Here is a 23,586-nt window from a genome sequence, read left to right as displayed (position 1 = left end):
ATAGCTGACATTACGGTGCCTCCGGAGCCCTCATGGCCACGATCTCGCTCGATTCGCTCGACCTCGCCGCTCTCCTCTGCTCGCGCGTCTGCCATGACGTGATTTCGCCGGTGGGCGCGATCGTCAACGGGCTGGAGGTTCTCGAGGACGACAGCGACGCCTCCATGCGCGATTTCGCGCTCGACCTGATCCAGAAGAGCGCCAAGCAGGCCTCCGCGCGCCTCCAGTTCGCGCGCCTCGCCTTCGGAGCCGCCGGATCGGCCGGGGCTTCCATCGATCTCGGCGACGCCGAGCAGGTGGCCCGTGGACTCTTCCTGGACGACAAGATCAGCTTTTCCTGGTCGTCGCCCCGGCTCCTGTTTCCGAAGAACCGGGTGAAGCTGCTCCTCAATCTGGTCATGATCGCCACCACGGCGATCCCGCGCGGCGGCTCGATTGCCGTGACTGTGACGGGCGACGCGGAGAACTGCGCCTTCACTCTCGTGTCGAAGGGGCTGAACGCCCGCATTCCCGCACATTCCGAAGCGCTGCTCGCCGGCGATTCCGAGACCGGCACGGTCGATGCCCACGGCATCCAGGTCTATTACGCCGGCATGGTGGCCCGCGCCTCGAACATGAGCATCGCCTTCGGCATCGAGGGCGACGAGGTGACGATCAAGGCCGCGACGGTCTGATTTATGCCTTGTAGGCGACGAGGACCGCGCCGGACGCGATGAGCGCGATGCCGATCCAATTCGGCATCGCAAGTTTCTCTCCAAGAAAAAGCACGCCGAACAGGGCGACGAGCACGACGCTGAGCTTGTCGATCGGAGCGACGCGCGCCGCGTCGCCGAGCTTCAGGGCCCGGAAGTAGCAGAGCCAGGATGCGCCCGTGGCAAGTCCCGAGAGGGCGAGGAAGAGATACGTCCTGCCGGAGACGGATGCCGGGTCCTGCCACTGGCCCGTGCCGATCAGGATTCCGCCGAGCACGACCAGGATCACGACGGTCCGGATGAAGGTCGCGAAATCCGAATTGATGTGTTCGATGCCGACCTTGGCGAAGATCGCCGTCAGGGCCGCGAAGGCGGCCGAGAGCAGGGCCCAGAACTGCCACGACAACAGAACGGATTTCATGTGAACCTCCATGCCTGTCAAAACAAAAAAGCCCGGACTCGAGCCGGGCTTCTTTGAATTCCTGCCGATCGCGACGATCAGATCGCGATGCGCTCTTCCGCCTCGTTCGGCTCGCGCAGCACGTAGCCGCGTCCCCAGACCGTCTCGATGTAGTTACGGCCCTGCGAGGCATTGGCAAGCTTCTTGCGCAGCTTGCAGATGAACACGTCGATGATCTTCAGCTCCGGCTCGTCCATGCCGCCGTAGAGGTGGTTGAGGAACATCTCCTTCGTCAGGGTCGTGCCCTTACGCAGGGAGAGGAGCTCCAGCATCTGGTATTCCTTGCCGGTCAGGTGCACGCGGGCGCCACCGACTTCGACCGTTTTCGTGTCGAGGTTCACGATCAGGTCGCCGGTGGTGATCACCGACTGGGCGTGACCCTTCGAGCGGCGGACGATCGCATGGATGCGGGCCACCATCTCGTCCTTGTGGAACGGCTTGGTGAGATAATCGTCGGCGCCGAAGCCCAGGCCCTTCACCTTGTCCTCGATGCCGGCCATGCCGGAGAGGATCAGGATCGGCGTCTTCACCTTCGCGACGCGCAGCGTGCGCAGAACCTCGTAGCCCGACATGTCGGGGAGGTTCAGGTCGAGAAGGATGATGTCGTAATCGTACAGTTTGCCGAGGTCGATGCCCTCTTCGCCGAGATCCGTCGTATAAATGTTGAAGTTCTCGGACTTCAGCATCAGTTCGATGCTTTGCGCAGTCGCGCTGTCGTCTTCGATCAGAAGTACGCGCATGTTCAATCCCCAGCCCTTGCCCTTGAGCCTTCGAGCAGCGGACAGCCGCCCATCCGCCACCGGGCCTGCGGCGGATGCTCTTTTGAACTGATTCGAAACGCTAATTCAGAATGGTTAACAAACACTGATTCCGGGATGCAAGCGCTTAACGACCTGGAGAGGCAGATCATCTGCCGAAGGTGATTATCCTGTGGATTCTGGGTAACCATAGGGAACCGCCTCACATCATCCCAAATTCTTGTAACCTAAGCGTTTCAAGTGAACCCAGAGGCGGATCCGAAGCGGCCGCATCCGTGACCGAGCCAGTCTTAACGAAATCGGTAAACGAAAGGTTTACGAGACTCGGCGGCAGGCTTCCCGGCGCGCGGCATCATCGAGGGGGCCTCCGGGGATAGGAAATTTTTTGTCGCAGCCGGTAAGGAAAGCTCAACTTCCATGGACGAAGGTGAGGCATGTCTGGCGGATAACTGAGCGATCCGTGAGATGCAGTGAAACAGCGACGTGTGGAGTTCAATCAAGATGAAGTCGCGGGATACGCTCATCCGCCTCAAGCGTTTTCAGGTCGACGAGAAGCGTCGCCGGGTAGCGCAGATCGAGATGATGATCTCTGAGTTCGACCGCATGGCGGCTGACCTGGACCGGGAAATCGCCGCGGAAGAGCAGAAGGCCGGCATCGCCGACCCCAACCACTTTGCCTATCCGACCTACGCGCGCGCTGCGGCCCAGAGGCGGGACAACCTTCGCCACTCGGCCCAGAACCTGCACATCCAGCTCGACGATGCGAAGGCCGAACTCGGCGAGGCCTTCGAGGATCTGAAGAAGGCCGAGAGCCTGGAAGACCGGGAGCGGACCCTCGATGCCGCCATCGCCCAGGCCGGGCACGGTCGCGCGGTTCGCGCATCGGCTTGACGATCGGTTCACGTGAATTCGGTGAAAGGGCGCGCCCTGTCCGGGCGCGCCCTTTCCTTATTTCATGGAGCTCAGGACCGGCATGTGAGGCGCTGCCTCCATGGGGAGCAAGCCGAGGAGGCGCGGATCGTCGGCCACCTCGATGGCTCGGCGGTACGGCGTGAAGCCCGAGCGTAAATAGAAGGGCAGGGCGCCCGGCGAGTCGAGCGTACAGGTATGGACGAAGAAGCGCTCGACCGGGTCGGCGAAGGCGCGGGCGATGGCCTCGCCCATCAGGAACCGCCCGGCACCCTGGCCGATGAATCCTGGAACGAGCCCGAGGAAGGCCAGCTCGGCCTCTCCTTCAGTGCGGAAATCGAGTTCGAGCAGGCCGACATCGGCCGTGCCGTCGTGCAGGGCATAGGCCTCGACCTTGGGGTGGTCGAGGATGGCCGCCAATTCGTCATCCGGCATCATCGCCCGGCTGAACCAGAGCCATGGCTCCCCGATCGTCCTGAACAGCGCCCGATAGCGTCGATGGTCCCTGTCGATGCGCTGCAGGCTCCAGTTGTCCGGCTTCCGAAAAGGCGTGAGGACTGGGCGTCGGCGCATCTCCAGAAAGGTGACGATCGTCGCGATCTTACCTTGCGGCAGATCGGTATATCCATCGAGATTGAGAGTTGCCGCAGGTTCCGCCGTCATGGGCCCGTGCCTCGTGAAATCGGTGAAGAAGAGGAGCTGCGCTGTTTGATACGGCGATTGTTCCCCTGCGTCACGCCTCTTCAGGCAGCCTTCGGATCCTTCACGGATCTCGCTCTTGCGGCGGATGCCTGCCTTGGACCTTATGTCATGCCCCGGTAAGGCATAATCCCCTTGCAGAACAATGGGATTGTAGGCACAGAAGAAGCAACGAGGGAGTTCCGCCGGCTCGATGAAGAATGTGCGTGAGTTCATTTGGCCCATGATCGGGCTGCTTGCAGTCGTCGTGTCGGGCTGGCTTCTTTATCGTGAGCTGCGGGGGATGTCTCTCGACGATGTCTGGGACAGCCTGACTGCCGTCCCGTCACACCGCTATGCTCTCGCGGCGCTCTCCACCCTCGTGGCCTATGCGGCTCTCGCCTGGTACGACCGGATCGCCCTGCTGCATTTAGGAGTGCACCATATCTCGTGGCTGTTCGTGTCGGTCACATCGTTCACGACCTATGCCCTGTCCCACAATATCGGCGCCTCGGTCTTTTCCGGCGCCGTCGTGCGCTATCGGGCCTACACGTCGAAAGGCCTGGGCGCGCCGCAGATCGCCGTGCTGGTGGCCCTGTGCTCCTTCACCTTCGGCCTCGGCACCATTCTGCTCGGCGGCGTCGTGCTGGTGTCAGACCCGACGCTCCTGCACCGGCTTGAGGATCTTCTGCCGCCGATGCTCACCAATCCGGCGACCGCCCGCATCGTGGGGTTCCTGCTTCTCGGTTTCGTCGCGCTCTATGTGGTGGGGTCCATCCTGCACCTGCCGCCGCTTGTCATCCGCAAGGCCAAGCTGGAATATCCCCGCCCCGCCGTGATGGTGCGCCAGCTGATCGCCGCGCCGCTCGAACTCCTGGGCGCCGCAGGCATCATCTATTTTGTGCTGCCGGCCCATCTGGAGCCGAGCTTCATCATCGTGCTGGCGGTCTTCCTGGCTTCCTTCTCGGCCGCCCTGGTCAGCCATGCGCCCGGAGGGCTCGGGGTGTTCGAGCTGGTCTTCCTGACGGCCATGCCGGATATCCCCAAGGCCGACGTGCTGGCGGCCCTCATCATCTTCCGCCTCTTCTACCTCCTGATCCCCTTCGCCCTCTCCCTCGTGGTCGTGCTGATGTTCGAGCGCGCCCGCCTGGCCCAGGCCTGGCGTGCGCGGGCGGGGACCCCCGACGGCGCCGTGCCGCCGCCGCCCCTGTCCTCTTCGGAAAAATGAGTCCTTTCTGGCGGCGGCTGCGCTTCGGTCTCTCGACGCTGCTCGGCGTCAAGCGGCTCGGCTTCTTCATCCCCTACCGCTATGCGGAGAGCGTCGAGGCGCAGGACTACCCGGCCCTGCGCCCGCTCTTCGAGACGGCCCGGCCTCGCTTTACCGGGGTGATCGAAGCCATCGAGTGCCATGCGGAGGATCTGCGCGCCATCCTGCGGGGCAGGGGGCCTGCGCGCTTCGACCAGAGCTGGTTCCCCCGCCTCGATGCGGCCGCCGCCTATGCCATCGTCCGCCGGGAGAAGCCGCGCCGGATCGTGGAGATCGGCTCCGGCCATTCGACCCGCTTCATGGCCCAGGCGGTCCAGGACGGCGGACTTGCCACCCGCATCACCTGCATCGATCCCGCCCCCCGGGCGACGCTGCGGACGCTCGACGTGGAGCACCGGCAGGTGCTGCTACGGGATGCCGACCCTGGCGTGTTCGAGGCTCTGGAGGCCGGGGACATCCTGTTCATCGATTCCAGCCACATCGCCATGCCCGGCACCGATGTGGATCGTCTCTTCCTCGATGTGCTGCCCCGCCTGGCGGGCGGGACCCTGGTCCACATCCACGACATCACGCTCCCCCATGCCTATCCGGCGATCTGGGACTGGCGCGGGTATAACGAGCAGCTTCTCGTCGGGGCTCTGCTCCAGGGAGGCGGTTACGACCTCGTCTTCGCGAGCCATCATGTGGCGAAAACCGGCGGCGGCGCGTTGGCCCGTGGCGTCCTGTCGGAAATTCCGGTCGTGCCCGGCGGGCACGAGACGAGCCTGTGGCTGCGGAAACGGTAGAGTTCAGGCGACGGCCATAGGTCTCTGGCCCGGCTCCGGCACGGCGATGCCGGCTTCCATGTATTCGTTCAGCTTGTTGCGCAGGGTGCGGATCGAGATGCCGAGGATCCGCGCGGCATGGGTCCTGTTGCCGAAACAGGAGGCAAGGGTATCGAGGATGAGGTGACGCTCAACGTCGGCGATGGTGCGCCCGACCAGGATACGTCGCAGGACTTCGATGGCCTGTTCCGGTTCGGGCGTCGTCGCACCTGCATTCGCCTGGGTTGAGCCTTGCTGTTCCAACGAATCCGAGGTGCCGAGCACGATGCGAGCCTGCCTTAAGGGAAGTGATTCAGGGGATATATGCTCATTCTATGGTTAGGAAGGTCTTAACGGCCGAGCTTGCGATGACGGCTCCCATGAAAAAAGCGCCGGTCGGATGACAGGCGCCTTTCAGGAGGGTCTCTGGAGATGCTTACTGGCGGTATTGCTGGATGCGCGTGGTGCGCAGGCCGGCCAGGCCATGCTGGTCGATGGACATCTGCCAGCTCAGGAATTCCTCGGTGGTCAGCGTGTAGCGCTGGCAGGCCTCCTCGAGGCTGAGCAACCCGCCGCGGACGGCGGCGACGACCTCGGCCTTGCGACGGATGACCCAGCGGCGGGTGCTGGACGGGGGAAGGTCGGCAATCGTCAGGGGACTGCCGTCGGGCCCAATGACATACTTGACCCTTGGGCGGTGGGGTTCGGTCATGATACGCTCACACAAAAATTCAACGACCTTTGACAGGCTCGAACCTACGTGACGGGACTTAATGTTTCCCTAAGCCCATCAGGCGGTTACGAGAATGCCTAAGCTTAGCCATAAACGTTAACGTTGCCTTATTGCGGCGCATTTTCCCTTTAAGAATTGTGGCGCGGGAGCATCCCGCCCGCGAATCGTCCCGGCATTCGGAGCCGGATCCGATGCTGTTGGTCCTTGCCGGCGCATCGTTAGCCGCGGGCCCGAAGGGCCGCGTCAGCGAAAACGGGTCCACATTTCCGCGCGATAGGTTATAGAGGGGCTTTGCAACCCCTCCCGTGCGCCGCCTTGAACGGCGCCTCTGGATGGAAACATGCTCAACTCACTCGATCTTCCCACCGATCCCTCGAAGACCCGCGTCGTCGTCGCGATGTCGGGCGGCGTGGACTCCTCCGTCGTCGCGGCCCTGCTCAAGCGCGAGGGCTACGATGTCCTGGGCATCACGCTCCAGCTCTACGACCACGGGGCCGCCGCCCACCGAAAGGGCGCCTGCTGCGCCGGCCAGGACATCTACGATGCCCGCCGGGTGGCGGAGGCGATCGGCATTCCCCATTACGTGCTCGATTACGAGGCCCGCTTCCGCGAGGCCGTGATCGACCGTTTCACCCAGAGCTACCTGGCGGGCGAGACGCCGATCCCCTGCGTCGAGTGCAACCGCTCCATCAAGTTCCGCGACCTGCTGGAAACCGCCCGGGAGCTCGGCGCCGACGTGCTTGCCACGGGCCATTACGTGGCAAGCCGCGCCCTGCCGGACGGGCGCCGGGCGCTCCACCGGGCCGCCGACCCGGACCGGGACCAGAGCTATTTCCTCTATGCCACCACCCCGGAGCAGCTCGACCTGCTGCGCTTTCCCCTGGGCGAGCTGCCCAAGGAGAAGACCCGCGAGCTGGCGCGCGAATTCGGCCTCACCGTGGCCGAGAAGGCCGACAGCCAGGACATCTGCTTCGTCACGCAGGGGCGCTACAGCGACGTGATCGAGCGGCTGAAGCCCGGCGCCGTGCAGGGCGGGGAGATCGTCCATGTGGATGGCCGCGTGCTCGGCCGCCACGAGGGCATCATCCATTACACCGTTGGGCAGCGGAAGGGCCTCGGCCTGTCCGTGGGCGAGCCGCTCTATGTGGTCCGCCTGGACGCCAAGGAGGCCCGCGTGGTCGTGGGGCCCCGTGAGGCCCTGGCCACCCGCCTGATCCGCGTGACCGACATGAACTGGCTCGGCGACGTTCCGCTGGAAGCCCTGGGCGACCGGGGCATGGAGGTGGCCGTGCGCGTCCGCTCCACCCGCGAGCCGCGTCCGGCCACTTTACGATCCACAGGAACCCACACTACGGTCGAGCTGTTATCGGCGGAAGATGGGGTGTCTCCCGGTCAAGCTTGTGTCATCTATGAGAGCGATGCTCCCCGGGCGCGTGTGCTTGGCGGGGGCACCATTGCTCGGACTCTCGCCGAAGCCGCGCCCGCCGCGGCCTGAGGTGTTTACCTAGGGATAGTTTATGTCGGATGGAGCGACCACCGTCCTGATGCGCAAGGCTTATGCGCGTTGGGCCCCGATCTATGACCTCGTCTACGACAAGCTGACCGAACCGGCCGCCCGCGCGGCCGTGAACGCCGCGGTCGCCTGCGGGCCCAAGGTGCTGGAGGCGGGCGTCGGCACGGGCCTGTCCCTCGGTTACTATCCCAGGCACGCGGAGGTCTATGGCGTCGATCTCTCCGAGGACATGCTGCGCCGGGCGCAGGACAAGGTGGAGAAGCGGGGGCTCAGCCACGTGAAGAGCCTGCAGGTGATGGACGTCACCCGCCTGGGCTTTCCCGACGAAAGCTTCGACGCCGTCACGGCCCAGTTCATCATCACCCTCGTGCCGGAGCCCGAAACGGCCCTCGACGAGTTCATGCGCGTCCTGAAGCCGGGCGGCGAGATCGTGCTCGCCAATCACTGGGGCCAGCCCTCGGGACCGATCGCCGCCCTGGAGGAGCTGGCGTCGCCCGTCGCCAAGGCCATCGGCTGGAGCTCGGCCTTCAAGGCGGCCCGGGTCGAGGACTGGGCCCGCAGGACCGGCCGCATGGAGGTCGTGGAGCTGCGAACCCTGTTCCCGGTCGGCTTCTTCAAGCTGATGAGGATCAGGAAGAAGGCGTAAGGACGGGACCGGAACCGGGCGGGCCGCGTCCAGCCCGCTTCGGTCAATGGGGAGGCCTCATCTGGGACGCCTCATCGGGGCGTTTCCGGCGCCGAGATGACTTTCGTGGCTTGAACCCTATCTCCATAGGGGCTGCCATCTCTTAAAAAGCGAAAGTCATTCCCATGCGCCTCTTCATGTTCACCTCCCAAGCCAAGGACGACCTGCACGCGTTTGCCGGCGATGAAGCGGGCAGCAAGCTCCCGTCCAAATATGCGCCCTGGGGGTTGACCGGCACGCTGGGCTCCCGCGAGTCCCCGCCGCACAAGTTTCCGCGCAAAGCCATCGAACAGGCGATTTCGACCGACGGCTTCCAGCTCTGGCGCATGAAGTCGAAGGGCTGACGGAGCTGCCGAACCGGCCCTGAGAACCTCAACCGGAAGCGCGCTGCATAAATCCGCAGCTTTGCCGCGCGTCTTCCTTGACACTGGGGGGCAACCTTCCCTATATCGCGCATGCCTGACGCGGGGCCCGCCCCGCTTCCTGGGGCGGAGTAGCTCAGTTGGTCAGAGCAGAGGAATCATAATCCTTGTGTCGGGGGTTCAAATCCCTCCTCCGCTACCAAACTTCCCAAAGCAAAATTGAACAGGCGGCCCTTCGGTCATTCGGATAAGGCTATGCGCGCGTTCTGCTCGGCGATCGTCGGGCCCATGCTGTCCTTGCCGGCGGTGACGATCACGCGGCGGCGTGGGGAAGGCGCATGTGTTGCGGGTCGGCGCCGGGCTCATGATGGTGGATGCAGTTCCGGCCGGCGGCCTTGGCTCCGTAGAGCGCCCGGTCCGCCGCCTCGAGAAGGGTGGCGCGGACGCTTCCGCGCGAGGGGTGGACGGATGCGATGCCGATGCTGACCGTCACCACCCGATAGGGGCTGCCCTCATGCGCGATATCCAGCGCGATGATGTTCTGGCGGATGTTCTCGGCGATGAGCCGGGCGCCCGCCAGATCCGTCTCCGGCAGCACGATGGCGAATTCCTCACCGCCATAGCGGGCCGCGACATCGCGCGGACGGCGGATATTGTTTTCGAGCGTACCGGCAACGGCGCGCAGAGCCTCGTCGCCCCGCCCATGGCCGTAATGGTCGTTGAAGTTCTTGAAGTAGTCGGCGTCGATGTAGAGCAGCGACAGGGCCGAGCCTGACCGGATGGCGTGGCGCCATTCCCGCTCGAAGGTCTCACGGAAGGCGCGGCGGTTCGGCAGGCCCGTGAGATCGTCGGTGCGCGCGATGCGCCGGAGCTTGGTCTCCGCTTTCGTACGGCGCATCAGTTCGCGCTGGAACAGAATCGTCAATCCGACGACGGCGCAGCACAGGGCGAGGGTCGCAAGGCTCAGGACAAGCGCCTTGCGCTGCCAGGCGGAGAAAATCTCCTCGACCGAGAGGGCAACGGTGAGAACGAGCGGGTACCGCTCCAGCCGTTCGTAGGAGATGATGCGCCGGACGCCGTCGATGGGAGAGACCGAGTCGAAGGTGCCGGATTTATCCGCAAGGATGCGCCTGACATGCGGAGAGCCGCCATGATCCTGATCGATCTGGCTCGCATCATAGGGATAGCGCGTCAGGAGGATGCCGTCGTTCCGGAAGAGATTGATCGCTCCGTGTTGGCCGAGGCTCAGGTTGTCGAACAATTGATTGATGGTGGTCAGGGGCATGGATCCCATCACCACCCCGGCGAAGCGTCCGGCGGGATCCGAAAGCTTCCGGCTGATCCCGATACTCGTGTCGCCGAGGCGTGTTCGGCTCGTGTAGGGACGGCTGATATACAGGCCGATATGGTTGTTCTCTTTATGGGCAATGAAGTATTCGCGGTCTGCAACGTTGAGGGACCGCGGGGCGATTATGGGGCCGGCATCGGCAATGAGGTTGCCGGCCTGATCCACGAGCAGCAAAGTCCCCATGAAGGAGGCTGTGGCCGCGCGGTCGAAGAGCATCCGGTACTGAAGGTCTGGAGGAAGCTGCTCGGAGCCGAGATATTTCAGCCCCTCCATGGCTCCCCTGAGCGACAAATCGAGCAGATCGAGCTTGCCCTCGAGGTCCCGGGCAATGGTCGTCAGGACGTTCCGCGAAGACCTTTCCGCCTCCTGCCACGTGTTCTGGCGGTCGATCCAAAGCGTGTGAGCCGAGATCCCCAGGATGCCCAGGGCGATCACGCCTGCAATCAGGTGCAAATAGACTTCTGAGAACAGACGTTTCATTCGGCGTCGCGCAAGTTTCTACAGAATATATTCTATAGGCGATCCCAAGGGATTCTCACAATCGGGGCCGGATGAGACTATTGAAGTATGGTATTTCCCTGGAAAAATTTAGGGAAGATGTATGATCTGCACTATTGCTGAAATAACATATCTTTTGCTTTAGGGAATGTTTCTCCGACCAAAAGCGGAAGGTCCGGAAGCCTGCCCCCATATGAGATCGTATGGGCCTGCATCATCCCGCTGAAGGATGAAACGAAGAGAGCCGGTTTCTGAAGACATTCCGGACGCAGCCGAGGAGCTCCTCGGCTGCGTCCGGTTACCGGCTTGCCTATCGTTTCGTGCGGGCACGCCGCGAGAGCATGTTCAGGCCTTCGATAAGAGCCGAGAACGCCATTGCCGCGTAGATATAGCCCTTCGGCACATGAGCTCCGAAGCCTTCCGCGATCAGGACCATGCCGATCATGAGCAGGAATCCGAGCGCGAGCATGACCACCGTCGGGTTAGCCTGGATGAAGCGTGCCAGGGGATCGGCCGCCAGCAGCATGACTGTGACGGCGACAACGACGGCGACGACCATGATCGGTACGTGATCCGTCATGCCGACGGCCGTGATGATGCTGTCGATGGAAAAGACGAGATCCAGGAGCAGGATTTGGGCGATTGCCGAGGCGAAGCTCATCTGAGCCTTTCCGCTCTCGAAGAGATCGGGGCCGGGATCGGGATCGACATTATGATGGATTTCCTTTGTCGCCTTCCAGACCAGAAACAGGCCGCCCGCGATGAGGATCAGGTCGCGCCAGGAGAAGCCGTGCCCGAAGGCCGTGAAAAGAGGCTCGGTGAGCTGGACGATGATCGCAATGGTGCCCAGCAGGCCCAGGCGAAGAATAAGGGCAAGGCCGATCCCGATGCGCCGGGCGGTCGCCTGCCGGTCGGCCGGGAGCTTGTTGGTCAGAATCGAGATGAAGATGAGGTTGTCGATCCCGAGCACGACTTCCATGACGACGAGGGTCGCCAAAGCCGCCCAGGCGGCCGGATTCGTGGCCAAGGCAAGAAGATAATCCATGAAGCCATTCCTAACTGTCAGGCTTTATTTTGGTGACTGCCGGGCTTGTGCAAGGGGCTTTGCCAGAGACTCGATATTATTCGCCCCATTTGTGGCGGCCGATTTCCGGAGCGGGCCGTTGAACTGTGCGTTCCGGCGCCCACATATCGTGAAGAAGCATGGCAGTCGCGTTCGTTTTGGCTGTGGAGAAATGCTTTGATTCCAGTGTTTTAGTTCCTATTTCGGCTATGCGGCGTCAGCGCTGTGGAACCGCTCGTGGCAGGAGAAGCGTTTCCTCATGGAATGATCTGGAGGCATGTTGTGGCGGAATTCTCAGGACGTTGGCTGGTGGCTGCCTCCCTTGTGGGAGTTCTGGGGAGCCCGGTGGCCGCTCTCGCGCAGTCAGGGCGGCCCTGGGTCGACCCTCCCTCCGAGGCGGACAGCAAGATCCGGGCCCCCGCATCGGCGCCGGCGTCCTTGCCGGCCAAGCCGCCATCCCAAGCTGCGGCGCCTCCGGCTCAGTCTCCTTCCGAAGCCAAGGCCAGCACGGAGACGCTGCCGGTGGAGGACACAGCTCCTCCAAAGCCCGTCAAGACGGCAACCGACAAGCCCGCGAAGCAGAAGTCGGTCGTCGAACGCAAGGCTCGTGCCGTTTCACAGCAGGCCAGCTCGTCGTCACGCAATCAGCGACAGACGACACAGGTCGTGCGTCGGCGTACTGGCGGGACCGAGGTGTCGCAGGCTGAACCGCGCAACGCCATTGAACGTCGCGTGCGAGCGGTGCGATACGGCTCCGTTCAGGAAGGATTGGATGCGGGTCTTCAGGTTATGAGACTCAGAACCATTCAGCTTCCGGATGGCCGTCGTATCGAAGTTCTGACACGCCCCGATCAGGACATCGCATCCGGGTTGCCGGACGGATATTGATCATCGTGTGAGGCTCGGCGGAAGGATGAACTGGAAAACTCCGTCCGATCGATGACGTTCTGCTGTCGCTATCTGCGGCTCAATGGAGGTTTCTCGCTTCCGCGGCCTTTTCCTGCACGCGGCGATGAATGTCGAGCCAGAGGTTTCTCTCCCTCCTCGCATCCGCGAGGGCGCGATGTGCGGCAGGGCCGAGTTCTTCGTTGTTGCGTTGAGCCTGAGCAAGTATGGCCTGCATGAGCGAGCGCTGAAGTTCTTCCGGAACCTCTGCGTCCCTCAGCACCTCCCGCATGATCCGTCGATGCGCCATCTCGGTATCCTCAAGGCGCAATGCATGGCGAGGCAATCCCGCGGCGCGTAACAGTTTGCTCAACCATTTGCCGTCCCAGGACGGTGCCGTCGCATAAAGTTTGCGACCTGTTAGAACCGATACCATGCGTTTGGCGACGTCTTCGAGCGGCGTTCCTTCCGAGTTCATCTGTTCTCTGGAAATGCCGTGAATTCTGGCGGCCTTGACGTCCCAATCGGTCCACGACGCGGCCGGCCTGATGAGGTGGCTCTCCTCCTCTCCGCTCGCGAAGACCCATGCGACTTCGATGGGGTATCCCTGCTTGCCGAGGGACGATGCTTCGAAATCGAGGAAGACGATATCTGATAGGCAGAGCATCGTGGATCAACTCGCACATGTCGGCGCCGCCGACCACGAATACCCAATATCACGGTCCTGGAGGTAAGGGCCATCCTCTCACATCGGGTGTTCGCTTTCCGAGGCGGCGCAACGTCCGTATCGGCGCGATCCGCTGCAGCTGTTCCCACGTGCGCAGCATCAGCTCTGCTCCTGGCGACACCGCATTCCCGACGGTGAGCCGGCTCCCCACCACTGAAGAAACTCTAGCGAGCCGTGGCCGATGCAAAGCCGGAGGAGGTGGAAATGGCTCCGGTCATGATGGGATCGTTGGAACCTGTCCTGAGTGCATTCAGCAGGCCCTTGCGTTTGGCTTCGTAATAATAGCCGCCGGAATAAAGAGCCACCGCGCGATCCGGGTTGCCGCCTGCGACCATGTAGGCATTCGCCAGATAGGGAACCGCGTAGGTCAGATTGGTGTTTGCATCGAGCAGCCCGGAGGCCGCACCCGTGTAGCCCATGCCGCGTGCCGTGGCGTAGCGGATCTGCATGAGTCCGAGATTCCCTCTGTGGGATGCACGCGGATTATAGCCGCTTTCGCGTTTGATGACTCTGTGTACCAATGTTTCGGGAACCCCATGAGCCTTCGCGTGCTGCGCGATCAGCGCATCGAGTTGGGCGCGCTCAGACGCTGTTGCAGGCAGAGTACAGGCGATCGTTGCGCATGCGAGCACAAGACGAGAAATCATGAATGTCCCCTTGTTTGAGGAGATTTCTCATCACCAATCATGGCAATTGGACGTCAGCTTGGCCGTATGGCGATCATCGCATGCACTCGGGTGCTACGTTTCGTGCAATGGACGAGCAGGGCATTTCAGATGTGAAATGCGGCGGTGAATGCGGGCGCGGACTGCAGATTCGCTCACGACGTTTGTGTGCATGCACAAGCCGGTGCGCAGTGGACCTGGAAGGATTATGAGCGAATTTTCGCGAGCCGAGTGTGGCAGTTGCCCGCTCTCATGAGTACACTCAAGATGATGCTTCCATCTGAGGATTTGAATTCTACCACCTAAGCATAATTCGCTACCTCTTTATTAAGGATGGCTAACAAACGGTTAATTTGTACAATTCGAGGTAACCTCTGCGGAAAGGCCCCCTCGCATGTCACACCTTCTGCCGGTCACGACGATTTTAGGCTGCAAGAATTCGATGCTACGTGAGGGCTTGAGACACGTTCTCTCAAGCACCCGGTTTCGATTGCACCCGGAAAATCTGATGCGCGGAGAGATGGCTCTGGATCACGTCGATCAGGAAAGCCAGCTGCTCTTCATCCTCGATGCGAGCCTGTATCCATCCGGTTTGGCTGAAGGAATCTGGTCGTTGAAGCAGCGATATGCGCAGGCTCGTATCGTGGTGCTGTCTGACAGCTTCAACCTCGAAGGCATGAAATCCGCCTTCCAATCCGGGGCGGATGGATATTGCCTTGCCAGCACGGGATGCGAGGCTCTGATCAAGTATCTCGACCTCGTCATGATGGGCGAGGTCGTCTTTCCATCGGCGGCTTTCCTGACGGCGATCACGGGCAGCGCGGAAGGATCCGATGACGCGAGAGACACTGCCTCCATCCGGATGCAGCCTCTGCAGGTCGCATCGGCTCCGGAAGGCCATGACTCTCCGGTCCGTACGCTGTCGAGCCGAGAGGCTGAGATTCTGCAATGCCTGATGCAAGGAGCTCCAAACAAGGTCATCGCGCGCAAGCTCGATGTCGCTGAAGCAACCGTGAAAGTTCACATCAAGGCTATTCTGCGTAAGATCCGGGTTGCCAATCGGACGCAGGCCGCCATGTGGGCTGTCAATCATCTGTCGCCCAGTTCAACAGATACGCCCTGGGCATAATCCGTCGATAAAATATTCGCGCACAGAGCATCGGGCTTAAGGCAGGGCATGTCCTTCTCGGTCCGATGCTCCATTCATTCTCGTTGGTCCGCTTGGCGGATCGGACGGAATGAGGAGGCTGCCGTAAAGCGGATGGGCCTGCTGCCTCAAACTTTTTAGGAAGAGACCGTTCAAGTGCCGAGCGGTCTGCTTCCTCGCAGCCGATAACAGCTGAAGCCGCCTCCGGCGAAGCTGCTCGTTCATGCCTCGCAAACATGGGTCATGGCAAAGAAGAAATCCGTTCTGGGGAAGTCGAGGCCGCGGTGGCGAAATCCCGGAGTGTAGGGCTCTCCAACGGATGATATGAAGCTGCTTCCAAGCAGAAGATGAAATATCTATTTTAAGCAATAATATTATATATCGTGAATGCAATTAAAGATTGTTAAAATGATTTGAATGGGTAATGATTGTCTATAATGAGATTATAAGCTAAACATTGTTGGGGAAATTTTATTATCTGCCCACCGAATCAAGACCAGAAAGGCATCTGCGATGCGGAACACCTACGATCTTGATAGTCTTCCTCATCCTGGGGCCTCTTCGGCCAAGGATATTGCATATTCAAGATATATGGAGCTGGCCCGTTCGGTTGAGCCTGCTTCGGAAGACCATGTTGCCGCTCGCCCTGTCAAGACGCTTCTCATCGAGCCGAACGCTTTGCTGAGGGAAGGCCTGCGCAGGATTCTTGCGGAGACAGCCTATGCCCCTTCCGTCGCCACTGCGAGCCTGGAAGAAATGGGGGTGGTGCCGGGAATCGAGAACAGCACGATCGTCCTCATCATCGATGCCAGCCGCGACCATGATGCCACCTGCCGTCAGGCCAGGATGCTGAAAGAAGGCAATCCGAGCGTCAAAGTGGTCATGCTGATCGAGGAGTACGACCTCAAGCAGGTGGTTGCAGCCTTTCAGGCCGGTGCGGATGCCTATCTCAAGAAGTCGATCTCGCACGAGGTTCTGGTGAAGTCGCTGGATCTCGTCATGCTGGGAGAAGCCATTTTCCCGGGTGCGATCCTGGATCTGCTCCGTGACCGGGACCTGCAGGCCGACCATGCCAAGCCGGCGCCGGTGTCCGAAGAAAACCATGAGGCAAGCCTTCCTGCGAAAGGGCTGTCCGTCCGCGAGACGGTGATCCTGCGTTGCCTCATGGATGGCGACTCGAACAAGATCATCGCCCGAAAGTTCGACATCACCGAGGCGACCGTCAAAGTCCATGTGAAAGCGATTTTGCGCAAGATCCAGGCGAAAAACCGCACACAGGCTGCAATCTGGGCAGCAAGCCATTTGCCGTCGAACCAAAGCACGCCGAACAGCTAGACCATCGGCAGAAGCGTTTGTTCAATGGGAGCCCGTCGCTCCCATTGAACGTTTAGATCATGTGAGACAAGGTTTTCACCAGCTAAGGCATCGCATCTACAAGCGGAAACCGGTTTCGCGTGCGATGCGGCACAACAAAAGCTGAGAGCATCGGACGTGAGTTCGAATTGATGTCCGAAGCTCTGGAAGGGTACCTCGTCGCGCGAGCTCACCGGACGACCCCACCCTAGAACCGCATGCCGACGACACGCCGCAATCTGTTCCATTCGACAATTCATGACGCGGCTCATCCGACATGGAGATGGGCGCGGACGCTTCTCGCAACGCCGGACTTTCCTGACGCGTTGGTGGATTATTGCGTGACGATGACCCGGCCGCCCGGTGCCTCGTGGCCGAGCAACAAGGTCTTCGTGCAGAAGCTGCGCTACCTGACGTGCTACATTCTGATCGGGAGCTATGCCCGCTGGCAGAGAGGGGAGGGAAGCCCGCCCACGCTCGCAGCACTGCAGCGCACCGCTGTGGCTAGCCCCCGGCAGATTGCCGGCTTCATCAAGGACCTGAGGCATGGCGGCTATGTCGTTGCCGAGCAGCAGGAGAGCGACCGCCGGCGCTATCATCTGCGCCCGACGGCGGCGCTGATCCAGGAGGTTGCGCGCTCGCCGTTGGCTTTTCTCGCCGCGTCCGAGCGCCTGGAGCCGTCCTCGAGGCCTCTCCTCGCGGCAATCTCCGCTTCGCCGGAACGAATGTGCGACTGGCTTGGCCGATCCGTGGATTGCTATCAGAAGGATGACAGCCTCTTCGCGCCATTCCGGACCATCGTGCAGCTCACGGAGCGCGAGTGCGGCTACCCGCTGATGGCCGCTATCCTGGGGACGCATTACGCCGCGCAACGCGGCGTGGATGCCGGCCTGCCGTCGCTGACCTACCGCGTCCTGGCCGAACGTTTCCAGGTCTCCCGCCAGCATATCGGCAACATGCTCGCCGAGGCCGAGAGGCTGGGCTGGTTCAGCATCGCGGCGGGCGGCCACCTGAGGGCGATCTCCGAGGATCTCATTGCCGAGTTCGAAACCTGGTCGGCGGGCCAGATGGCTCATTTCCGCGGGCTGGCGGAGCAGGTGTGCGACCCGGGCGGCGTAGCACCGAAGACGATGGCCGAATGACGGATCGGGATCCATCGGGATGAGAGCATCGGCCGCAAAAGCGGGGACCGGTTCTGCGTTCGAGGCTCTAGGAATTCGATGCAAGGTTTGGACTGTCGGGCGCCTCGGTTTCAACCGATAAACCGGCATGGCGGTTAAGCTTGCTCGTCGGGTCGCCTGTTCCCCGCCGACGGCGCGCCGCAGCCCATCGCTATACTGAGATCCGCTTATGCACGACCTGATCCCGCCTCCTGCTCCTGCCCTTGAGCATCGCTCCTTCCGCGCCACCCTGCTCGGCTCGGTGGCAATTTGCGCAATGGTCGGCGCATCGGGTGTCCTGGCCGACGGAGGAGACGCCGGTTTCATCTCGTCCGGCGGAGAGTCTCATTTTTCCGGAACCGGCGAAACAGGCGGCACTGTCGTCCGGGGCCTCAATGGCGGCGGCGGAGGCGGAGCCGGCGTTACAGGTGGAAATGGTGGGAGCCCAACGGGCTGTGAGGACTCGGATTGTGGAACCTCATCAGGGACCGCCGCAGGCGGGAGCGGCGGTCAGCCCGGTGTCAGGGATGGCCTCGGGGGCGATGGAGGCAATGGCCAGGACGCCACGTGGAGGGGTGGAGGCGGCGGCGGCGGCGGGGCCGCGCATGGCTTCAACGACGTATCGGGACCAATCGCGGACCGGGAATTCAGCGGCGGCCGGGGCGGTAAGGGCGGAAACGGCACCACTGGCGGTGGCGGCGGTGGCTTCGGTCTCGTGCTGCAGAACAGCACTGACTACAGCATCACGCAGCGGGCAGTCGGCGGTGCCGGTGGGGATGGTGGCCATGGTGGAGAAGGTCAGGGCGGTGGCGGCGGCGACGGCGGGATAGGGATCGCCGCCACCAATGCCGACTCACTGGCTGTGCGCGCCGTCATGATGGGCGGCAAGGGTGGTCGCGGCGGCGGCAACGACAGGCTGGACGGCCTCGGCCTCGGGAAGGGTGGTCGCGGCGGCGCGGGCGTGTACTCGACAAGCCGCTCCACCAGCATCGAGGCGATGGTTATCGGCGGCGACGGTGGCGACAGCAACAACGGTCAAGGCGGAACCGGCGGCTCAGGCGTGGAGGCATCGGGCGACGTGACGGTCTCGGCCGAAATCCGCGGCGGCAACAGCGGGGTCGGCTCGAACGGTGCCTACACCGGTCTGGGGGGAACCGGCATCGAGCTGAAAGGTACCAGCCACGCAAACACATTCGCTCCCATCCGCGGGGGCGAAGGTATCACCGGCGGAACCGGCATATTCCTGCGTACGGACACAGACGTCACGGTCAATTCGTCTGTGCGGGGCGGCAACGGGTCGACGTCCGGCGGCACGGCCATCGACGGCGAGGGCACGGGCCACGAAATCACCCTGCAGGCGAATGCTGTCGTCAGCGGGGGGCTTGCCGGCAGCGTACGCGGTGCCGCGATAAGGGTCACAGGGGACAGCACGCTCAATCTTTCCGCCGGCGCCGTGATCGAGGGAGACATTGTCATCGACTATGGCAATTGCCCATCAGGCAGCTGCTACATGAGCGCCCTCACGGTCAATGCGCCGTCGGACTTCAGCTACAACGGGGCTTTTCGAGGCATCGGCACGCTGGAAAAGCAGGGCAGCGGAACGCTTACCTTGTCGGGAGCAAACGCGTACGGAGGCCGCATCGTCATCGGCCAGGGCACTCTGGCCCTGACGGGCGTGAGCAACCTTGCGAGTGCGGCCAGCCTGCGCCTCGACGGCACGCTCGACATTTCGGGCCTGTCGGCTTTCAGCACTACAGTCCCAGGCCTCGCGCGAACTGCGCTTGGTGAGCCAGCGCCCGGCAATATCGTCCTGGGCGACAAAACGCTCATCATCAACCAGGGCAGCATCGGTGACTTCGCCGGCCGGATCATCGGCGCTGGATCCTTCATCAAAGATGGCGGAGGAGCGCTTACGCTCTATGCCGAGCAGGGTTACAGCGGTGCCACCATCATCCGTGGGGGCGGTCTCAGGCTGACTGGATACGGCAGCATCGCAAACTCAAGCGCCGTCCAGATCGACAGCATGCTGGGCACCTCGGGCTCGGGAGATCTGGTCTTCCGAAACTTATCCGGTTCCGAGACGGGCAGGCTCTATCTGGGCAACAGCGGTTCGCTCACAATCGATCAGGATGCAGATGGTACCTTTGCCGGCAGCTTGGAAAATTATGCGGCCGTAAGAAAGACCGGTGCCGGCACACTCACGCTGACGGGCAACAGCACCCGCTTCGACCACATCTACTCACCCTTCATCGGGACCATCGCGATCGAAGAGGGCACCCTGGCATTGGCCGGCAACGCCAATATCGGCCGGTCGCGGGGCATGAGTGTCGATGGCGTGCTGGACATCTCCGGCCTGACAGCGGCCGGAACCACGCTCTCCAACCTCGCCGGAAATGGCACCGTCGCGCTTGGCGGCAAATCGCTCACCCTCAATCAGACGGCGGACAGCACTTTCTCGGGTGAGTTCAACGGTGCTGGCTCGTTCCGGAAGACAGGCACCGGCAGGCTCGTCCTTTCGGGCGCCAGCACGCATACCGGCGGCACAACGGTCGGCCAGGGCGTGCTGGAACTGTCGGGATCGCTCGGCGGACCTGTTGCGATTGGACCAAACGGTGTTCTCTTTGCGGCGGGCGGCACCGTCGAGGGCGCAGTGACGGTTGAAAGCGGTGGCGCGCTGTTCGGCGGACAGAACGGCGGCACGCTTCGCATGGGTGGCCTCAGCCTGGCGGCAGGCTCAACCACCAACGTCAGTCTCGACGCGCCTTCGGGTGCCGCGCTGTTCGATGTCGCCGGACCCCTCACAATTAATGGCACGCTCAATGTGACGGGCGGTGGAGGTTATGGCACCGGCATCTACCGGATCTTTTCCACGAGCGACACCGTGACGGATGCGGGCTTGGCTCTCGGCTCGGCGCCCACCATCGAGAACGTCGTCACGCGGCTCGATATCGGCGAACGCACGGTGGATGTCCTGGTCACAGGCGACGGGTCGGCGCTTCAATATTGGAGCGGCAATGGCGCAGACAGAGGTGGAAGCGGCACCTGGAGCGGCGCGACACGGTGGCTCGAACCTGATGGCAGGCAGCGCTCCTGGTTGAACGGCACTGGTGTCTTCGACGGTCCCGCAGGCCGCATCACGGTCGAGGGAGCCCAACGGATCGGCACGCTGGAATTTCTGACGTCGGGCTACGAACTCGTGGCCGGCAGCGGGGGCGAGCTCCTTCTCGACGGAGGCGGCCGCCTCTGGGCCGAGGGTGCTCAAACGACCGCGACGGTCTCTGCTCCGCTCACCGGCGCGGGAAGCCTCACCAAGATCGGCGCGGGCACGATCGTTCTGGCGGGAGCGAACAGCTATTCCGGCGGGACCTTGCTCCAAGCCGGTACCCTGACACTCGCCTCGAACAATGCCCTTGGCACAGGGCGTCTCGATGCGCGCGACGGCACAAGGCTTTCATTTGGCGCAGATCAGCTCAATGTCGCAAACGCCATGGCGCTCAGTGGCAACATCGATATCGCAACAGGTTCCGATCAGGCCGCCACCTTATCGGGCGTGATCGGCGACGGCTTGATGCCAGGCAGTGTCGTCAAGACAGGCGCGGGCAAGCTGACGCTGACCGGTGACAACGGCTATACGGGCCACACCGTCATCTCAGCCGGTACATTGCAGATCGGCGATGGCGGCACGAGCGGGTCGATCCTCGGTGACGTCGCCAATAACGGCACACTGGTTTTCAACCGGCGTGATGACGTCACTTTCGGCGGAGCGGTTCTCGGGGCCGGCGCACTCGTCAAGCAAGGCGCAGGCCGGCTCACGCTCACCGGCGACAACAACTATACCGGCGGCACGACCATCGCGCAGGGAACGCTGATCGGGAATTCGTCCAGCCTTTCGGGCAACATCACCAACAATTCCTCCCTCATTTTCGATCAGGGCCATACCGGCACGTATTCCGGATCGATCTCGGGCTCGGGGGCGCTCACCAAGCAAGGCAGCGGGACTCTCATCCTCACCGGCAACAACAGCCACGCAGGCGGCACGGTCATCGAAGAGGGGACGCTCCAGATCGGCGACGGCGGAAGATCGGGAAGCATCTCCGGCTCGATCGTCAACAACGGCGCGCTGGTCTTGAACCGCTCCGGAACCTACGACGTCAACGCGTCCATCACCGGAACGGGATCGCTCGCGATTGTCGGCGGTACGGTGAATTTCACCGGCACGAGCTACGCCGGCCCGGTTTCGGTGGAAGCAAGTACCTTCAACCTCGCACCCCATTCACGCTGGGGTTCGATCTTTACGATCGAGCAGGGCGGCACCATCGGCGGCTCAGGCACGATCGGCGGACTGATCGTCAGGCAGGGCGGCACCGTCTCACCCGGCTATTCGCCCGGCACGCTCAACGTTGCCGGCAACGTAGCCTTCGATGCCGGTTCGAACTACACGGTCGATGTGACGGCAGACGGCGCGCACGATCTCATCGCTGCGACGGGCGCGGCCACACTCTCGGGTGGCACGGTGAATGTCCGAGCGGTCCGGGGCCTCTATGGAGCGAGGAGCACTCACACGATCCTGAGCGCCCAGGGTGGGATCACCGGCAGGTTCGCCTCTGCCTCATCCGACCTTGCTTTCCTGACTCCCTCGCTCTCTTACGACCCTCACAACGCCTATCTTACGTTGACCAGAAATCAGGTGGACTTCAGCGCCCTTGCGGGAAGCCCCAATGCACGAGCGGCTGCGGCTGCCACCGAGATGCTGGGTTTCGGCAACGACCTCTATGAGGCTCTCGTGCTGCTTTCCGCAGATCAGGCGGGCACCGCCTTCGATTCCCTTTCTGGGGAGGCGCATGCGACGGCCGCGGGTGTCGCGCTGGGCGATGCCGAGCGGGTGCGCAACGGCCTTCTCACGCGCCTGCGCCAGCCGCTGGCCGCCCGCCCGGCCCAGCCCGACGCCCCTGCGCCCGGCCGCTTCGCCCTGTGGGGCGAGGGCTTCGGCTCCTGGGGGCGGGCCGGCGCCAACGGCAACGCCGCCGGCCTCGACACCGCCACCGGCGGCTTCATCCTCGGCGCCGACGCTCCGGTGGCCGACGCGGTCCGGCTCGGCCTGGCCGGCGGGTTGATCCGCACCGGCTTCGACATCGACGGGCGCCTCGCGTCGGGCCGCACCGAGAGCGTGTTCGGCGCGCTCTACGGCTCCGGCGCCTGGGGCGGGGTCACGCTGCGGCTGGGCGCGGCCTCTGCAGGGCATGCCCTCGAGGTGAACCGCGCCATCCGCTTCCCCGGCTTCCGCGACCAGACCGGCGCCTCCTATGACGGCTGGAGCGCGCAGGCCTTTGGCGAGGCCGGCTATCGGATCGACCTGGGGCCGGTGCAGCTGGAGCCGTTCGCCGGCGCCGCCGTGCTGCGGCTGCACACGGACGGCTTTGCCGAGGACGGCGGCGCCGCGGCCCTGACCGGCTCTGCCCGCGTCCACGCCCTGGCCACCACCACGCTGGGCGTGCGGGCCGAGGCCCGGTTGAGCGACACGGTGCCGCTGGTGGCGCGCGGCCTGCTCGGCTGGCGCCATGCCTATGGCGACGTCGAGCCTGCGGCGCTGCTGGCCTTCGGCGGCGGGGCGTCGGTCTTTTCGGTGGCGGGTACGCCGGTGGACCGGGATGCGCTGGTGGCCGAAGCCGGTCTCGACTGGCAGGCCTCGGACGCGATCAGTCTGGGCGTGGCCTATGCCGGCCAGATCGGCGCGCAGGCTCAGGAGCACGCCGTCAAGGGCAACCTCACCTGGCGCTTCTGAGGTCGCTCCGCTCAGTTTCCAGGCGATTGCACAAGACTGCAATTCACGAGGGCGAGTCTGCCGAGCGCTCGGCCTTTCTGGCGATTGTGCCGGGGCTC

The 23,586-nt window shown here is 63.0% G+C and carries 20 protein-coding genes, 1 tRNA gene and 1 pseudogene; 13 read left to right on the top strand and 9 right to left on the bottom strand.

The window, feature by feature from the left end:
* Positions 1-32: 32 nt before the first annotated feature.
* Positions 33-674, top strand: a complete 642-nt coding sequence (gene chpT / locus H0S73_RS20955; RefSeq protein WP_181053954.1) for a histidine phosphotransferase ChpT — start codon at positions 33-35, stop codon at positions 672-674.
* Position 675: 1 nt separating this feature from the next.
* Here chpT and H0S73_RS20950 read toward each other — a convergent pair whose 3' ends face one another.
* Together H0S73_RS20950 and ctrA are read right to left on the bottom strand one after the other, a co-directional pair.
* Complete coding sequence (locus H0S73_RS20950; protein ID WP_181053953.1) at positions 676-1,113, bottom strand: EamA family transporter; 438 nt, start codon at positions 1,111-1,113, stop codon at positions 676-678.
* Between the two features lie 77 nt (positions 1,114-1,190).
* Positions 1,191-1,892: a response regulator transcription factor CtrA gene (gene ctrA, locus H0S73_RS20945; RefSeq protein WP_114944720.1), complete on the bottom strand. Its 702-nt coding sequence runs from the start codon at positions 1,890-1,892 to the stop codon at positions 1,191-1,193.
* A gap of 519 nt (positions 1,893-2,411) precedes the next feature.
* Here ctrA and H0S73_RS20940 point away from each other — a divergent pair.
* A complete protein-coding gene (locus tag H0S73_RS20940; protein ID WP_181053952.1) occupies positions 2,412-2,801 on the top strand; it encodes a flagellar export protein FliJ in 390 nt (129 codons plus the stop codon).
* Between the two features lie 57 nt (positions 2,802-2,858).
* Here the strand turns inward: H0S73_RS20940 and H0S73_RS20935 are convergent, their stop codons facing one another.
* Complete coding sequence (locus H0S73_RS20935; RefSeq protein WP_181053951.1) at positions 2,859-3,482, bottom strand: GNAT family N-acetyltransferase; 624 nt, start codon at positions 3,480-3,482, stop codon at positions 2,859-2,861.
* Positions 3,483-3,711: 229 nt separating this feature from the next.
* Here H0S73_RS20935 and H0S73_RS20930 point away from each other — a divergent pair, with 229 nt between their 5' ends.
* Together H0S73_RS20930 and H0S73_RS20925 are read left to right on the top strand one after the other, a co-directional pair.
* Positions 3,712-4,725 (top strand): lysylphosphatidylglycerol synthase domain-containing protein, encoded by a 1,014-nt coding sequence (locus tag H0S73_RS20930; protein ID WP_181053950.1) that lies wholly within the window; start codon positions 3,712-3,714, stop codon positions 4,723-4,725.
* A complete protein-coding gene (locus H0S73_RS20925) occupies positions 4,722-5,549 on the top strand; it encodes a class I SAM-dependent methyltransferase (RefSeq protein WP_181053949.1) in 828 nt (275 codons plus the stop codon). The genes H0S73_RS20930 and H0S73_RS20925 overlap by 4 nt, the downstream gene beginning before the upstream one ends.
* Positions 5,550-5,552: 3 nt before the next feature.
* Here H0S73_RS20925 and H0S73_RS20920 read toward each other — a convergent pair.
* Positions 5,553-5,756, bottom strand: a pseudogene (locus H0S73_RS20920) (helix-turn-helix domain-containing protein); the annotation flags it as partial.
* Positions 5,757-6,003: 247 nt separating this feature from the next.
* The gene (sciP, locus tag H0S73_RS20915) at positions 6,004-6,279 is read right to left on the bottom strand and encodes a CtrA inhibitor SciP (RefSeq protein ID WP_009763782.1); all 276 of its coding nucleotides are present in this window, start codon (positions 6,277-6,279) and stop codon (positions 6,004-6,006) included.
* 361 nt (positions 6,280-6,640) lie between these two features.
* Between sciP and mnmA the strand changes: the two genes are divergently transcribed.
* The 4 genes from mnmA (at position 6,641) to H0S73_RS20895 (ending at position 9,062) form a co-directional block, all read left to right on the top strand.
* Positions 6,641-7,795, top strand: a complete 1,155-nt coding sequence (mnmA, locus tag H0S73_RS20910; protein WP_181053948.1) for a tRNA 2-thiouridine(34) synthase MnmA — start codon at positions 6,641-6,643, stop codon at positions 7,793-7,795.
* Positions 7,796-7,817: 22 nt separating this feature from the next.
* Positions 7,818-8,459 carry a class I SAM-dependent methyltransferase gene (locus H0S73_RS20905; protein WP_181053947.1) on the top strand — a complete coding sequence of 214 codons (642 nt, stop codon included), beginning with the start codon at positions 7,818-7,820 and terminating at the stop codon, positions 8,457-8,459.
* Positions 8,460-8,635: 176 nt separating this feature from the next.
* On the top strand, positions 8,636-8,842 hold the full coding sequence (locus H0S73_RS20900) for a hypothetical protein (RefSeq protein ID WP_246389129.1): 207 nt from the start codon (positions 8,636-8,638) through the stop codon (positions 8,840-8,842).
* 143 nt (positions 8,843-8,985) lie between these two features.
* Positions 8,986-9,062 (top strand) — tRNA-Met (locus H0S73_RS20895).
* Between the two features lie 111 nt (positions 9,063-9,173).
* Here H0S73_RS20895 and H0S73_RS20890 read toward each other — a convergent pair.
* The gene (locus H0S73_RS20890) at positions 9,174-10,688 is read right to left on the bottom strand and encodes a sensor domain-containing diguanylate cyclase (protein ID WP_181053945.1); all 1,515 of its coding nucleotides are present in this window, start codon (positions 10,686-10,688) and stop codon (positions 9,174-9,176) included.
* Between the two features lie 328 nt (positions 10,689-11,016).
* On the bottom strand, positions 11,017-11,751 hold the full coding sequence (locus H0S73_RS20885) for a TerC family protein (protein ID WP_181053944.1): 735 nt from the start codon (positions 11,749-11,751) through the stop codon (positions 11,017-11,019).
* A 540-nt stretch (positions 11,752-12,291) separates the two neighbouring features.
* Here H0S73_RS20885 and H0S73_RS20880 point away from each other — a divergent pair.
* On the top strand, positions 12,292-12,657 hold the full coding sequence (locus H0S73_RS20880) for a hypothetical protein (protein ID WP_181053943.1): 366 nt from the start codon (positions 12,292-12,294) through the stop codon (positions 12,655-12,657).
* Between the two features lie 79 nt (positions 12,658-12,736).
* Here the strand turns inward: H0S73_RS20880 and H0S73_RS20875 are convergent, their stop codons facing one another.
* Together H0S73_RS20875 and H0S73_RS20870 are read right to left on the bottom strand one after the other, a co-directional pair.
* Positions 12,737-13,132, bottom strand: a complete 396-nt coding sequence (locus tag H0S73_RS20875) for a hypothetical protein (RefSeq protein WP_425488205.1) — start codon at positions 13,130-13,132, stop codon at positions 12,737-12,739.
* A 413-nt stretch (positions 13,133-13,545) separates the two neighbouring features.
* A complete protein-coding gene (locus H0S73_RS20870; protein ID WP_181053941.1) occupies positions 13,546-14,028 on the bottom strand; it encodes a lytic transglycosylase domain-containing protein in 483 nt (160 codons plus the stop codon).
* A 526-nt stretch (positions 14,029-14,554) separates the two neighbouring features.
* Here H0S73_RS20870 and H0S73_RS20865 point away from each other — a divergent pair.
* From H0S73_RS20865 to H0S73_RS20850, 4 genes are all read left to right on the top strand, one after another.
* Positions 14,555-15,175, top strand: a complete 621-nt coding sequence (locus tag H0S73_RS20865) for a LuxR C-terminal-related transcriptional regulator (protein WP_181053940.1) — start codon at positions 14,555-14,557, stop codon at positions 15,173-15,175.
* Positions 15,176-15,706: 531 nt separating this feature from the next.
* Complete coding sequence (locus H0S73_RS20860) at positions 15,707-16,528, top strand: LuxR C-terminal-related transcriptional regulator (RefSeq protein WP_181053939.1); 822 nt, start codon at positions 15,707-15,709, stop codon at positions 16,526-16,528.
* A gap of 365 nt (positions 16,529-16,893) precedes the next feature.
* Entirely contained in the window at positions 16,894-17,688 is a 795-nt protein-coding gene (locus H0S73_RS20855; RefSeq protein WP_246389339.1) for a winged helix DNA-binding protein, read from the top strand.
* Between the two features lie 208 nt (positions 17,689-17,896).
* Positions 17,897-23,488 carry an autotransporter-associated beta strand repeat-containing protein gene (locus H0S73_RS20850; protein ID WP_181053937.1) on the top strand — a complete coding sequence of 1,864 codons (5,592 nt, stop codon included), beginning with the start codon at positions 17,897-17,899 and terminating at the stop codon, positions 23,486-23,488.
* The last annotated feature ends 98 nt before the right edge of the window (positions 23,489-23,586 follow it).

The sequence above is a fragment of the Microvirga mediterraneensis genome, from assembly GCF_013520865.1.
Lineage (GTDB): Bacteria > Pseudomonadota > Alphaproteobacteria > Rhizobiales > Beijerinckiaceae > Microvirga > Microvirga mediterraneensis.
Note: the sequence above shows the minus strand (reverse complement) of the source record. Positions and strands in the feature narration are given on the sequence as shown.